General features: G+C 69.2%; 12 protein-coding genes and 1 riboswitch. Of the genes, 6 read left to right on the forward strand and 6 right to left on the reverse strand.

Features of this window, described 5'->3' with window-relative positions; genetic code table 11:
- Positions 1 to 237 precede the first annotated feature (237 nt).
- On the reverse strand, positions 238 to 1,083 hold the full coding sequence (locus ACZLZQ_RS03400; RefSeq protein WP_472948163.1) for an SDR family NAD(P)-dependent oxidoreductase: 846 nt from the start codon (positions 1,081 to 1,083) through the stop codon (positions 238 to 240).
- Between the two features lie 116 nt (positions 1,084 to 1,199).
- A riboswitch (cobalamin riboswitch) is annotated at positions 1,200 to 1,449 on the forward strand.
- A gap of 32 nt (positions 1,450 to 1,481) precedes the next feature.
- Here ACZLZQ_RS03400 and ACZLZQ_RS03405 point away from each other — a divergent pair.
- The 6 genes from ACZLZQ_RS03405 to cobO all read left to right on the forward strand — a co-directional run bounded on the left by ACZLZQ_RS03405 (position 1,482) and on the right by cobO (position 9,165).
- Positions 1,482 to 1,676 (forward strand): CbtB domain-containing protein, encoded by a 195-nt coding sequence (locus tag ACZLZQ_RS03405; protein ID WP_472932053.1) that lies wholly within the window; start codon positions 1,482 to 1,484, stop codon positions 1,674 to 1,676.
- Between the two features lie 225 nt (positions 1,677 to 1,901).
- On the forward strand, positions 1,902 to 2,654 hold the full coding sequence (locus ACZLZQ_RS03410; RefSeq protein ID WP_472948164.1) for a CbtA family protein: 753 nt from the start codon (positions 1,902 to 1,904) through the stop codon (positions 2,652 to 2,654).
- A complete protein-coding gene (gene cobU / locus ACZLZQ_RS03415) occupies positions 2,651 to 3,274 on the forward strand; it encodes a bifunctional adenosylcobinamide kinase/adenosylcobinamide-phosphate guanylyltransferase (protein ID WP_496253620.1) in 624 nt (207 codons plus the stop codon). Before ACZLZQ_RS03410 ends, cobU begins: the two co-directional genes overlap by 4 nt.
- Positions 3,275 to 3,276: 2 nt before the next feature.
- Positions 3,277 to 4,368, forward strand: coding sequence for a cobalamin biosynthesis protein CobW (cobW, locus tag ACZLZQ_RS03420; protein ID WP_472948165.1), 1,092 nt, complete (start codon positions 3,277 to 3,279; stop codon positions 4,366 to 4,368).
- Positions 4,368 to 8,525 carry a cobaltochelatase subunit CobN gene (gene cobN / locus ACZLZQ_RS03425; RefSeq protein ID WP_472948166.1) on the forward strand — a complete coding sequence of 1,386 codons (4,158 nt, stop codon included), beginning with the start codon at positions 4,368 to 4,370 and terminating at the stop codon, positions 8,523 to 8,525. The genes cobW and cobN overlap by 1 nt, the downstream gene beginning before the upstream one ends.
- A 1-nt stretch (position 8,526) precedes the next feature.
- Positions 8,527 to 9,165, forward strand: a complete 639-nt coding sequence (gene cobO, locus ACZLZQ_RS03430) for a cob(I)yrinic acid a,c-diamide adenosyltransferase (protein WP_472948167.1) — start codon at positions 8,527 to 8,529, stop codon at positions 9,163 to 9,165.
- Between the two features lie 135 nt (positions 9,166 to 9,300).
- Here cobO and ACZLZQ_RS03435 read toward each other — a convergent pair whose 3' ends face one another.
- The 5 genes from ACZLZQ_RS03435 to ACZLZQ_RS03455 all read right to left on the reverse strand — a co-directional run bounded on the left by ACZLZQ_RS03435 (position 9,301) and on the right by ACZLZQ_RS03455 (position 13,513).
- A complete protein-coding gene (locus tag ACZLZQ_RS03435) occupies positions 9,301 to 9,891 on the reverse strand; it encodes a DUF1989 domain-containing protein (RefSeq protein WP_472948169.1) in 591 nt (196 codons plus the stop codon).
- Positions 9,888 to 10,613 carry a guanitoxin biosynthesis heme-dependent pre-guanitoxin N-hydroxylase GntA gene (gene gntA / locus ACZLZQ_RS03440; RefSeq protein WP_472948170.1) on the reverse strand — a complete coding sequence of 242 codons (726 nt, stop codon included), beginning with the start codon at positions 10,611 to 10,613 and terminating at the stop codon, positions 9,888 to 9,890. The genes ACZLZQ_RS03435 and gntA overlap by 4 nt, the downstream gene beginning before the upstream one ends.
- A gap of 458 nt (positions 10,614 to 11,071) precedes the next feature.
- The gene (locus ACZLZQ_RS03445; protein ID WP_472948171.1) at positions 11,072 to 12,388 is read right to left on the reverse strand and encodes an ABC transporter permease; all 1,317 of its coding nucleotides are present in this window, start codon (positions 12,386 to 12,388) and stop codon (positions 11,072 to 11,074) included.
- Between the two features lie 4 nt (positions 12,389 to 12,392).
- On the reverse strand, positions 12,393 to 13,067 hold the full coding sequence (locus ACZLZQ_RS03450) for an ABC transporter ATP-binding protein (RefSeq protein WP_472948172.1): 675 nt from the start codon (positions 13,065 to 13,067) through the stop codon (positions 12,393 to 12,395).
- On the reverse strand, positions 13,067 to 13,513 hold the full coding sequence (locus ACZLZQ_RS03455; RefSeq protein WP_472948173.1) for a hypothetical protein: 447 nt from the start codon (positions 13,511 to 13,513) through the stop codon (positions 13,067 to 13,069). The genes ACZLZQ_RS03450 and ACZLZQ_RS03455 overlap by 1 nt, the downstream gene beginning before the upstream one ends.
- Positions 13,514 to 13,576: the final 63 nt, after the last annotated feature.

The following is a 13,576-nucleotide window of genomic DNA, read 5'->3' on the forward strand; positions in this document are numbered from 1 at the left end:
AAACATCTACCGCAGCAGATGTTTAAAATGCCCGGCATGGGTCCCCGCGCTGCGCGCGAGGATGACGAGACTTTGGACGTTGGCTGAACTCACTCGGTGTCGTGAGCGCAATTGCTCAGAGGTTTGTCGTCTTGCATTTCAGGTGAAAGTTAGTTGCTTGATATTCTCACCCGACAGAACAGCCCTGCCACATCAACCTGCCTCCACAGCCCCCCGATCCCTCCGCGACCCGCCCGCTCAGCCCTTCGAGGCCTTGAACTTCTCCGCCCAGTCGGGATGCCAACGGCTCAACGGCGGGCGGTTTTCGGCGATGTCGCCGGCGGCCCAGCGGATGCGCTTCTCGTCCATCTCGCGCGTCACCTCGCCATCGGGGCAGAGGATGTAGAAGTCGCCCGCCACGATCCGTTCCAGCGCGAAATCGGCGGTCTGGTCTGCCGTCCAGGCGCCGTCCGGCTTCTCGCTGCGGCCCTTGGCGGTGAGGCCGGTGAAGACGAAGCCGGGGATCAGGAGATGCGCCGAGAGCTGGCTGCCCTCGAGGTTGCGGAACTCGTGCTGCAGCGCCTCGGTCAGCACCTTTACGCCGGCCTTCGAGACGTTGTAGGCGGGGTCGCCCGGCGGCGTGGTGATGCCTTGCTTGGAGCCGGTGTTGATGACGAGGCCGGCCTCGCCGCCCGCGATCATCCGCGGCACGAAGACCTGGACGCCGTTGATCACCCCGCCGAGATTGACCGAGAGCACCGCGTCCCAGGCCTCCCTTGTTCCGAGGATGCCGCTGCCCGGCTGGATGCCGGCATTGTTGACGAGAACGTGGACCGCGCCCCAGCGGCCGAACACCATGTCCGCCAGCGCCTCCATCGCCTCGCGGTCGGCGACGTCGCTGGCGGCGGCGATGATCATGTCCGCCTCGCCGCCGGCCAGCCCCTCGAGCTCGGCCATCGCAGCTTTCAGCGCCGCCTCGTCCCGGTCGACGATGCAGACGCGCATGCCGGCGCGGGCGAACCGGCGGGCGAGCGCCAAGCCGATGCCGGCGGCCCCGCCGGTGATGAAGGCGGCATGGCCGGATGAGATCAGGGGATGGGTCATCGAGGGCTCCCGTTGCGTCAGTGCCACGGGAGATAGCCGGAAAGCGGCAAAGGTCGATGGCGCGGGCATAGCGACAGCAGAGCGCCAACGGCCATTGCCCCCGCCCCTCCGGCCGTCTATCCTCCGCCCCGGATGGTCCCGCGGCGCACGTTGCGTTTCGGGCTAAGAGGGAATGCGAAGGATCGACCCAAACAGGGGGTCCGTATCGCAGCCGACCCCGCGACTGTAGAGCGGCGAGGCCTCTCCACCGTCCTGTTCTTGGTGCGCCAAGACAGGATGGAAACGCCACTGGAGCTTTGCTCTGGGAAGGCAGGAGAAGGCCGGTGACCCGTGAGCCAGGAGACCTGCCATCCCATGGAAAAGGCTGCGCCCTCGCGGCCTTCACGGAGGTTGACCTGATGAATTCCACCCAGACGCTCGGCACTGCAATCGACACTGCAGTCGTGCCTTCGACGGCAACGAGGATTGTTGCAGGCCTGTTCGCTCTCGGCCTCGGCGCCTTCTTCATCTTCGGCGTGGGCTTTGCCCATTCGCAGACGCTGCACGACACCGCCCACGACACCCGGCACGGCTTCGGCTTTCCTTGCCATTAATGGCGGGCTGACGGAGACGCCGCGGTCGGACTGATCGCGACCTTCTCCCAAACATCCTGAAGACGCCCGGACTCCGTGCCGCGCTGCCCTGCAGTGCTGACGGCCCGGCGTTCGCCTCGTGTCGTTTCGACAGGCTCTCTTGGGCTGTCGTCGTGTCGTTCCGTCTATCGGCCCATCCGCGATCCTGCTGTGAGGCAGCGCCGGTGCGGCCGCCGAAAGGCTATCATGATCACGCGTTTTCTCCTCGCCGCGCTCGGCGCCGGCCTTCTCGCCGGACTGCTGATCACCCCTGTCCAGTACGCCCGCATCGTGCCGTTGATCGTCCACGCCGAGACCTTCGAGGGCGGAGGCGGGCACGTCCATGCCGAAACGGCGGCGCCGCACAGCCATGACGCTGCCGCGCCCCACGACCATGCCGCCGTCGCCCCGGCTGACGCGCAGGAGGCGGCTGAGGCGCCGCCGCTGACCGACAGCCGGCTGTTCAACACCGTCCTCGCCAACCTCGTCACCGGCGCGGGCTTCGCGCTGATCCTCGCCGCCGCCAGCCTCATCCTCGACCGCGCGGTCACCGTCCGCAACAGTGCGCTCTGGGGCGCTGCCGGCTTCTGCATCCTCTCGCTGGCGCCAGCGCTCAGCCTTCCGCCGGAACTCCCGGCCATGCCGGCGGCCGATCTCTTCGCCCGGCAGATGTGGTGGCTGGCGACCGTGATCCTCGCTGCCGGCGGCGTCTACGCGCTGGCGCTGCGCCGCGAAATTTGGGCGAAGGCGCTCGGCGGCGGCGCGCTCATCGCGCCGCATCTCTACGGCGCGCCGCGGCCCGCCGCTCTCGAGAGCCCGGTGCCGCCGATGCTGGCGGCCGAGTTCGCCGTCGCCTCGCTCGTCACCGCGGCCGCCTTCTGGCTGATCCTCGCCGCGCTGTCGGGCTACGCCTTCGACCGCCTGCGCGAGGGACGGCCGGCCCGGCACGCGCTGGCATGACCGGCCGCGAGACAGGCGCGGTCGCGCCTCCGCCATCGGGCGCGACACTCTCGCCAGGCACGACACCCGCACCCGGCACGACGCTCGCAGCGGGCGCGACGCTCGCAGCGGGCGCGACGCTCGTCCTCGGCGGCGCGCGCTCGGGCAAGAGCCGGCTGGCCGAGAGGATGGTGCTGGGGTCGGGGCGGCGGGCGGTCTACCTCGCCACCGGCCGCGCCTTCGACGGCGAGATGGAAACGCGGATCGCCGACCACCGGGAGCGCCGCGGACCGGAATGGTTCTCCGTCGACGTGCCGCTGGAACTGGCGCCCGCCCTCGTCGCCCATGCCGCGGCCGACACCGCCGTGCTGGTCGACTGCCTGACGCTCTGGGTCACCAACCTGATGCTCGAGGGGCGAAATGTTTCACGTGAATCAGACAACCTCGTCGCCATCCTTGAAGACGGCCTGAAAGGACCGGTCGTCCTCGTCTCCAACGAGGTCGGCCTCGGCATCGTGCCGGACAATGCGATGGCGCGCGAGTTCCGCGACCATGCCGGCCGCCTGCACCAATCCATCGCCGAAATCGCCGACCGCGTGCTGTTCGTCGCCGCGGGCCTGCCGCTGACCTTGAAGGGATAGACATGTCCAGGACCACCAAGATCCCCGCCACCGTGATCACCGGCTTCCTCGGCGCCGGCAAGACCACGCTGATCCGCAACCTCCTGCAGAATGCCGGCGGCCGGCGCATCGCGCTCATCATCAACGAGTTCGGCGACCTCGGCGTCGACGGCGACATCCTGAAGGGCTGCGGCATCGAGACCTGCCGGGCCGAGGACGTCGTCGAACTGACCAATGGCTGCATCTGCTGCACCGTCGCCGACGACTTCATCCCGACCATGACCAAGCTTCTCGAGCGCGCCGACCGGCTCGACCACATCGTCATCGAGACCTCCGGCCTCGCGCTGCCGCAGCCGCTGGTCGCCGCCTTCAACTGGCCGGAGGTGAAGGCGCGGGTCACCGTCGACGGCGTCGTCACGGTGATCGACGCCGCCGCCGTCGCCGCCGGCCGTTTTGCCGACGACGAGGACGCGATCAAGGCGCAGCGCGCCGCCGACGAGAGCCTCGACCACGACAACCCGCTGGAAGAGCTGTTCGAGGACCAGATCCGCGCCGCCGATCTCATCGTCCTCAACAAGGCCGACCTCGTCGATGCCGCAACGCTCGAGGAAGTGCGGGCCGAGGTCGCCGCGGTCTGCGGCGAGCGGGCGGTGAAGGCGGTGACGGCCGAGAACGGCGTCCTGCCGGCCGACGTGCTGCTCGGCCTCAGCGCCGCCACCGAAGACCAGATCGCCCAGCGCCGCTCGCACCACGAGATCGAGCACGAGGGCGGCGCGATGCACGACCACGACGACTTCGACAGCTTCGTCGCCGAGGCCGGGCCCGTTGCCGATCCCGCGGCTTTCGCCGCGGGCCTCACCGCCGTCATCGCGGCGCACGACATCCTGCGGATCAAGGGTTTCGCCGACGTGCCGGGCAAGCCGATGCGGCTAGTGGTGCAGGCGGTCGGGCGGCGCGTCGAGACCTATTACGACCGGCCGTGGCGGCCGGACGAAGCGCGCGCGACGCGGCTGGTGGTGATCGGCCTGCACGACCGGCTGGACGCGGCGGCCGAGGCCGCGATTGCGGGCGAACTCGCTGCTCTCACCGGCTTGCGGGAGACGGCGGCGGCCTGATGCATCTCCTCCTCGCCCAGCGCGGCAGCGTGGCGGAAGCCGGCGAGGCGGTCGATCTCGGCCAGTCGCCCGCCGACGTCGTCGTGCTGTCGTCGGCCGACACGGAGCTCGCGAGCCTTGCGGGCGCCGCCGGATCTCTCGGCGATGCCGCGCCGGGGCTTCGGCTCGCCAACCTCCTGCGGCTCGCGCACCCGATGTCGGTCGACGCCTATGTCCAGCGCACGCTGCGGCACGCCAAGCTCGTGGTGGTCAGGTTGCTCGGCGGCGCGGCCTACTGGCCCTATGGGCTGGAGGCGCTGCTGGAGTTGGCTGAGACGCGGGGGGTGATGCTGTGCGCGCTGCCGGGCGACGACAAGCCCGATCCGAGCCTCGAGCGGTTCTCTACCGTGCCGCCGGAAGCGCGGGCGCGGCTCTGGCTCTGCCTGATCGAGGGCGGGGCGGAGAATGCGCAGAAGTTTCTCTTGGGCTGCGGGGCGGTGCTGGGGCGTGGCGACTGGCCGGCCGAGGCGCAGCCGCTGCTGAAGGCGGGGGTGTTGGCGTTGGCATCGCCCGCGGGCGCACCGAGGGTCGGCGGGGCTCCCCCCCCTCTGCCTGCCGGCATCTCCCCCTCAAGGGGGGAGATCAAGCGCGCTACGGTCGGCGATCATCCGATTCCCCCCCTTGAGGGGGAGATGCCCGGCAGGGCAGAGGGGGGTGTGCCAGCCGCAAACCTGGGCATGCAGCACATTGCATCCCTGCATCTGCCCGCCAACGCACTGCCGAAGAAGGGAAACGTGGCACCGCCACCCCTCGCCGCCATCGTGTTCTACCGCGCCCTCGTCCAGAGCGGCCAGACCGAGCCGGTCGAGGCTCTGTGCGCGGCAATGCGGGAGGCGGGGCTCGATCCGCTCCCCGTCTACGTCACCAGCCTGAAGGACCCGGTCTCGGTCGAGACCGTCCGCGCCCTCTTCGCCCGCCGGCCGCCCGACGTCGTCATCAACCTCACCGGTTTTGCCGTCTCCTCGCCGACCGGGCCACGCGTGCCGACGGTGCTGGAGGAAGGCGGCGCCGTGGTGCTGCAGGCGGTGCTGTCGGGCGGCCGCGTCGAGGCCTGGGAGGCATCCGCGCAAGGCCTGTCCGGCCGAGACCTGGCCATGCACGTCGCGCTGCCGGAGGTGGACGGGCGGGTGCTGTCGCGCGCCATCGCCTTTAAGGCGGCGGGCGAATGGGATGCGCGCTGCGAGATCGAGATCGTCGCGCACCGGGCGGTGCCGGACCGGGTCCGCTACGTCGCCGAGCTCGCCGCCGCCTGGGCACGGCTGCGGCGGATGCCCGTTGAAACGCGGCGGGTGGCGATCCTCCTCGCCAACTACCCCAACCGCGACGGGCGGCTCGGCAATGGCGTCGGGCTCGACACGCCGGCGGGGACCATCGAGGTGCTCCGGGCGATGCGCGATGCTGGCTACGGCGTCGAGGACATTCCCGCGGACGGCAATGCGCTGATTGAACACTTGATGGCCGGGCCGACGAATGCCGGCATTGTTTCACGCGAAACGCGGGAGACCATGTCGCTCGCTGAATATCATCGGCATTTCAACAGCTTGCCAGAGGCTGCCCGCGACGCCGTCACGGCGCGCTGGGGGGCGCCGGAGAGCGATCCCTTCGTCGACCCCGCTTTTGGCTTTGCGCTGCCGCTCGCCCGCTTCGGCACGGTGATGATCGGCGTCCAGCCGGCGCGCGGCTACAACATCGACCCGAAGGAGAGCTACCACTCGCCCGACCTCGTGCCGCCGCACAATTATTTCGCGCTCTACTTTTTCCTCCGGCACGCTTTCGAATTGCACGCGCTCATTCACATGGGCAAGCACGGCAATCTCGAATGGCTGCCCGGCAAGGCGCTGGCGCTGTCAGAAGCCTGCTTCCCCGAGGCGGTGATGGGGCCGGTGCCGCATCTCTATCCCTTCATCGTCAACGATCCCGGCGAGGGCACGCAGGCCAAGCGACGGACCTCCGCTGTTATCATCGACCACCTGACGCCGCCGCTGACACGGGCCGAGAGCTACGGCCCTTTGCGCGATCTGGAAGCGCTGGTCGACGAGGTCTACCAGGCCGCCGGCAGCGACCCGCGCCGGGTGGCGCTGCTGACCGGCGAGATCCTCGACCTGATGCGGGCGACGGGGCTCGATGAGGATGCCGGGATTTCAGTGGACGAGGCGACGGAAACGGCGCTGGAGAAACTCGATGCCCATCTCTGCGACCTCAAGGAGATGCAGATCCGCGACGGGCTGCACGTCTTCGGCGTCGCGCCGGACGGGCGGCTGCTGACGGATCTGGTGGTGGCGCTGGCGCGGGTGCCGCGGGGGATGGGGGCGCGGGACGCGTCGCTGCACCGGGCACTGGCGGTGGATCTGGGGCTTGGCGGCAGGGTGGACGGCGCCGCAGGTCAGAAGGTTGGCGGAGCTTATGCGGGGAACGTCGGCGGGGCTCACCCCCCTCTGCCTGCCGGCATCTCCCCCTCAAGGGGGGAGATCGAGCGTGTTGAGGTCGGCGATCATCCGATCTCCCCCCTTGAGGGGGAGATGTCCGGCAGGACAGAGGGGGGTGCCACGGCACTAACGCTGGCCGACCGCCTCCCCGAGCGCGACCTCTCGGCACCGCCTTTCGACCCCCTCGACTGCGACATGGCCGCCCCCTGGACCGGACCGCGTCCACAGCTTCTCCACAGCCTGTCCACCGATCCCTGGCGCACCGCCGGCGACACCGTCGAGCGGCTGGAACTCCTGGCGGCCAGGCTTGTCGCAGGCGAGGTGGACGAGGATATCCACTGGTCGTCCACAGCCCCGGTGCTCGCCGAGATCCGCGAGCGACTGCAGCCCTCGGTGGTTGCCTCCGGCCCGGCCGAACTCGCCGGGCTGCTCGCCGGCCTCGAAGGCCGCTTCGTCGCGCCTGGTCCCTCCGGCGCGCCGACGCGCGGGCGGCCGGACGTGCTGCCGACGGGGCGCAACTTCTTTTCCGTCGACACCCGCAGTGTGCCGACGCCGGCGGCCTGGACGCTCGGCCGCAAGTCCGCCGAGCTCCTGGTGCTCCGGCACCTGCAGGACCAAGGCGAATGGCCGACCTCGATCGGGCTCACCGCCTGGGGCACCGCCAACATGCGCACTGGCGGCGACGACATCGCGCAAGCGATGGCGCTGATTGGCGTGAAACCGCTGTGGGACGTCGGCCGGGTGACCGGCTATGAGATCACCCCGCTCGCCCGCCTCGGCCGGCCGCGGGTCGACGTGACCTTGCGCATTTCCGGCTTCTTCCGCGATGCCTTTCCCGACCAGATCGCGCTGTTCGACCGGGCGATCCGGGCCGTCGGCGCGCTGGACGAGGACGCCGCGGACAACCCGATCGCCGAGCGGATGCGGACGGAGGCGGCGGCTCTCGTGGCGGACGGCATCGCGCCGGACGAGGCGGAACGGCGCGCGGGCTTCCGCATCTTCGGGTCCAAACCCGGCGCCTATGGCGCGGGTCTGCAGGCGCTGATGGACGAGAAGGGCTGGACGGACAAAGGCGATCTCGCCGAAGCCTTCCTCGTCTGGGGCGCCTATGCCTACGGGTCCGATGCCGAGGGCGAGGCGCGGCGCGACAGTTTCGAGACGCGGTTGGCGGGCGTCGAGGCCGTCGTGCAGAACCAGGACAACCGCGAGCACGATCTCCTAGACTCCGACGACTACTACCAGTTCGAGGGCGGCATGACGGCGGCGGTGGAAGCTGTCTCCGGCCACCGGCCGAGGGTCTACCACAACGACCATTCCCGCCCCGAGCGCCCGGTGATCCGCACCCTCGAGGAGGAGATCGGCCGGGTTGTCCGGGCGCGCGTGGTCAATCCGAAATGGATCGCCGGCGTCATGAGGCACGGCTACAAGGGCGCCTTCGAGATGGCGGCGACGGTCGACTATCTCTTCGCCTTCGCGGCGACCACCGGGGCGGTGCGCCAGCATCATTTCGAAGCGGTCTATTCCGCCTACGTGCTCGACGACGCGGTGCGAGCCTTCCTGCAGGACAACAACGCCCCGGCCTTCCGCGAAATGACCGCCAAGCTTGCCGAGGCGATCGAGCGCGGCCTGTGGTCTCCCCGCTCGAATTCGGCGACATTCGACCTCGACCGATTCCACACCGAGAAAGCATGACATGGCCGAGAAGTCCGAAGCGCTCCTGAACATGACCGAGGCCGAGCTCGACGCCCGCCACGCCGACAAGATGAAGAAGAAGAAGGCGGCCCGCGACAAGATCATCGCCACCAAGACGGTGGAGAAGGGCTTGGTGATCGTCCACACCGGCAAGGGCAAGGGCAAGTCAACCGCCGCCTTCGGCCTCGTCTTCCGCGCCATGGGCAACGGCATGAAGGTCGGCGTCGTGCAGTTCGTGAAGGGCAAGTGGGAGACCGGCGAGCGCAAGATTCTCGACCATTTTCCCGATCTCGTCACCATCACCGCGATGGGCGACGGCTTCACCTGGGAAACCCAGGACCGCCAGCGCGACATCGAGGCCGCGAAAGCCGCCTGGGAGCGGGCGAAGACGCTGATCATGGACGAGGAGCATCAGCTGGTGCTGCTCGACGAGCTCAACATCGTGCTGCGCTACGACTATCTCGACGTCGCCGACATCCTGGCGGTGCTGAGGGAGAAGCCGGCGATGAAGCATGTCGTCATCACCGGCCGCAACGCCAAGGAGGAGTTGATCGAGTTCGCGGATCTGGTGACCGAGATGGAGGCGATCAAGCATCCGTTCAGGGCGGGGGTGAAGGCGCAGCGGGGCATCGAGTTCTAGGGAGCGACGGGCGAGAGAGTCGGGGCGCCGCGATCGCGACTTGGCTGACAACTTGGCGGCAGCTCGCCCCCTCTGGCCTGCCGGCCATCTCCCCCACGGGTGGGGAGATCGGCTCGTTGTCGCCGGCAGTATTGGTCAGGCGATGCGGTATTCGATCGGCTTGAAAGTCCCGCCGTTGCTGGCGGGGGCGGAGCAGGCGGTGAGGCCGACGATGAGGTCCATCTCGGCGCGGAAGGTGATGTGGTCGCCGGGCTTGCTGAGGGGCGGAAGCACCTTGAAGGTGCCGGTGGCGCCGTCGACGGGGACGTTCATGAAGCAGTTGAAGGCGACGGGGATGGCATCGTCCGTGATGCCGTAAGGCGCGAGCGCGGCGGCAAGGTTCCCCTGGCAGCCGCGGTGCGGCGGCTCGTTGTCGTAGCAGAGCCGGAACGTCGCCTCGCTGCAGGGCGTCAGCAGGAAATCGTGGCGGCCGACCGTGTCGGCGATGATCTCGAGCATGACGTTGGAGCGGTTGGAATAGAGCTTGTTGCCGGTGGTGAGGTAGATCCGCTCGGCATAGTCGAGCGTCCGCCCGGACGACAGCATTTCGCGGATGTCGGCCTTGGCGATGGTGAGGAGATCCGCGACCTGACCGCCCAGCGGATCGATCACCGTCAGCTCCTGTCCGGCCTTCAGCTCGAAGGCGGTGCCGCTGCGCGGCGGGATGCGCGTCTCGGCAGAACTCACAGCGCGTCCTCCCGTTCGGCGGGGGCTTCGGCCGTGCGGGCAGCGTCGGTCCGGCTGAACGGGCAGGTCCAGCCCTCGGGCACCGCGCGGCCGCTGTACTGGCGTGCTTCCGAGATCGAGCCGTGGCGGGCGAGCATGGGGTTGATGTCGCCAGCGAGCTTGACGTCGCGGTCGAGGATGACGCTGCGCAGCTTCTCGTAGCGGTTCTGCTGGCGCAGCATCTCGAACTGGTCGTGCAGGTTGAACACCATCGTCGGATGCTCGAAGCGGCGCGCCGGGCGGCTGGCTTTCGGATGCAGCCCGACGACGAAGAACGCCTCGCCGCCAAAACTCAGCGAGAAATGCGGATCGTCCGGGTCGTGGCTCACGCGCTCATCATGCGCCTGTCCGCGCCAGGCATCCTTGTCGGCAAGCGACTGGACGCGTTCCCACAGACGCGTCTCGAACGCCTCCTCGGTGAGGTCGGACGGCCCCTCGAACACGACGGCAAAGCTTGTGAACAGCGTCGGCTGCCTGGCGTATTCCCAGGCAAAACGCATCAGGCGGTCCTGGATCTCCACGTCGTTCCAGGCGCTGTCGATGCTGCGCGCGACGTAGACGGTCATCGTCCCCTTCTGCACCGCAGACTTCGCACCGACGCAGGGAAAGGCCTGGTCGAGGATGAACGCCCTCAGCTTCTCCTCTGTCCGGGGGATCGTCGTCGCGTCGGATTGCATGAGCATGCCGGTCTCCATTAAGGAGTCCGTGAACTCGCCCTTTCCGGCGTTGTTCCGGGCCGGAAGGACAGGCACCTGGGGCTTGATGGGGTGCCTTGGCGGGCAAGACAGGCTGCCAAGGATCGAGACACGCCCTCGGCAGTCGGGTGAAAACCCAGACGGGTCAATGCCTTGATGGCGCAACTGAAAAGTGCAGGGCTGGCCCTTACTGGTGGTTCCGGCCATCATATTCGCATCGACAGCACACCTCTCAGTGCGCTTTCGAACCGACCGAAGACCTTCGGGACGGCACTGGAATGGAGAGGGGATGTCCCTCCCCCGCCTCACGTCGCTAGCCTGCAAGTTCGGCATGGCTAGCCTGCAAGTTCCGGCAGATAGCGCGAGGGGTTTCCGCACTGAAACGCGGATCATCTGAATTCAATGAAGGAGAGCATTGTTCGTGCGCCCTTTCGGGCGGACGACGCCTAACCCCTTAGCGCTTGCGCGGGAGACTGCCGGTAGGCGAGCCAGGCCGGGGCCAGCGAGGCCGCGGCGGTGACGGCGAGCAGCACGGCGATGGCGGTGAGGTCGGCGGGACGGAGCTCGATCGGGAGCGGGAAGCCGGTGGTGCGGGCAAGCATGGTCGAGGCCAAGCGGACGCCCAGGATGCCGAGACCGAAGCCGGCGAGGACGCCGAGGGTGACGATCAGGAAACTTTCCAGCCAGACGATGGCGAAGACGACGCCCCTTGGCGCCCCGAAGGCGCGAAGGGCGCCGATCTGGCGGCGCCGCTGCAGGACATGGATGGTGACGACGAGGAGGATCGCCGCGGCAACCAAGCCTTGCGCCCCGGCCGCCACCGCCGAGAGGATGAAGCGGGCGTCGCCGAGCGTGCCGTAGAGACGCGTCAGCACCTCGGCGGGGAAGACCGCCAGCGTCGCATCGCCGCGGTAGTCGGTGCGCAGCTTGTAGGCGTCGGCGATGGTCTTCGGCTTGACGAGGATCGCGGGAAGGCCCGGCGCGTCTCGCCTCGACAGCGCCGCGGGGTCTATCGGGCGGGAGAGATCGGGCGCGGCAGGCGGCTCATCGCCGTCCGCGTGGTCATGCTCGGCCAGAACTGGCTCCGCCGAGACAGGGCCCGTCGAGACGGGGCCGGCAGAGACAAGGCCGGACTCCGCATGTCCCGGGGCGGCGTGCGCCTCGCCATGGCCGTGCACGGCCCAGACGGCTTCGATCGGGACCAGCACGGCCTTGTCCCACGGCGTGCCCGTCGGCTTCATCCGGCCGACGACGGCGTAGCTGACCTTGCCGTGGGCGTGGCCGCCCTCGGTGAGGCGGCCGTGCAGCGGGGTGAAGCTGGCGCCGACGGCGAACGGCGCATCGGCGCCGGCGATCGCCTCACCAAGCTGTTGGAAGGAACGCCCCTCTTTGGTTCCGCCGAGGCCGTCGACCAGCGGCTGCGTCGTGCCGACGATCGGCGCATTGCCGGCGAAGTCGCCGAAGCCGACGGGCGCCGCCCAGGCGACGCGCGGGTCGGCGACAAGGCTCGCCAACACGGCGCCGGGCATCAGCGGCAAGGCCGCCGGCTGCAGGAAGACCGAGGAGAGGATCAGCTGCGTTTCGCTGCCGGCCGCGCCGACGACGAGGTCGAAGGCCGCCGCCGCGCGGGCGCTGCCGAGCCGCAGCGCGCGCTCCTGCAGCGTGACGGCGACGCCGAGCGCGGTCGCCAGCGCGATGATGAGGGCGATCGCGAGGACGCCGATCCAGTGCCGCCGGAGATCGGCGAGGACGAAGCGCAACATGGGCTCAGGCCTCGCTGGGAAGGAGCCGGCCGTTTTCCAGCCGGAGATGGCGCGATAGCCGCTCGATAAGGCGCCGGTCGTGCGTCGCCACCAGCAAGGTCGCGCCGATCTCGGCGGCGAGCTCCTGGAGGAGGTCGGCGACCAAGGCGCCGGCCTCTGCGTCGAGGCTGGCGGTCGGCTCGTCGGCGACGATGAGCCCGGGGCGCCCCACCAGCGCCCGGGCGACGGCGACGCGCTGCATCTGCCCGCGCGACAGCGTTTCGACGGACTGGCCAGGGCGCTCTATGCCGACGCGGGCGAGCAGGCGGCCGGCCTCCGCCATGAGGCCGAGAGGCAGGCGCAGACGCGACAGGCGCTGCGGCAAGAGGACGTTGTCGAGCGCCGACAATCCGGGGAAGAGGTGGAACTCCTGCATGATGAGCCCGACATTCCGCGCCCGCCAGCGGTCGCGGCCGGTTTCGCTCAAAATCGCGATGTCGGTGTCGCCCCAGCCGACGCGGCCCGTTCCGGCGCGATCGAGGCCCGTCAGGATGTTGATCAGCGTAGTCTTGCCGGAGCCGGACGGGCCGCCGATGGCGACATGCTCGCCGGCGGGGATGGCGAGGGCGGGGATGGCCAGCGCCGGGCGGTCGAGGCCGGGGAAGCGAACGTCGAGATCACGGAGAGCCAGCGCCAGCATCAAACCCCGGCGAAGTCGGCGTCGGTGATGCGCAGGAGGCTGACGAAGCCGGTCTCGGGATCGGTCCAGGAGCCGACTTCAAGCTTTCCGGAAACCGCGATCAGGGCGTTGGCCTGCTCGAAGGTCTGGGCGCTCTCGAGGTAGACGACGACGATGTTGTCGGGCCAGTCGGCATCGGTCGAGCAGAACGGGCAGATCGACATCGGGATTTGGGTCAGGACGAAGAACTTCGCCTCGGCCTTCAGCGGCGGCGCCATGAAGCCGCGCATGGTGACGGGCTTGCCGGCAAGGCTCTTCACCTTGTCGGAGAAGGAGAGGCCGAGCGGGCTGACCTTGCCGTAGAGTTCCTCGAAGTCGAGGCTCGCCTCGCTGGCGTCAGCGGGGACCAACGGCACGAGCGCCAGCAAGGCCGATGCGCCGAGCAGACGGCGGCGGGAGATGGACATGACCGGCTCCTCTATCGAAGGCGGGGCCGCCGGCGAACCGGGGCCCCGCGATGGTACCGCAGG

Source organism: Mesocryomonas lacus, assembly GCF_055730105.2.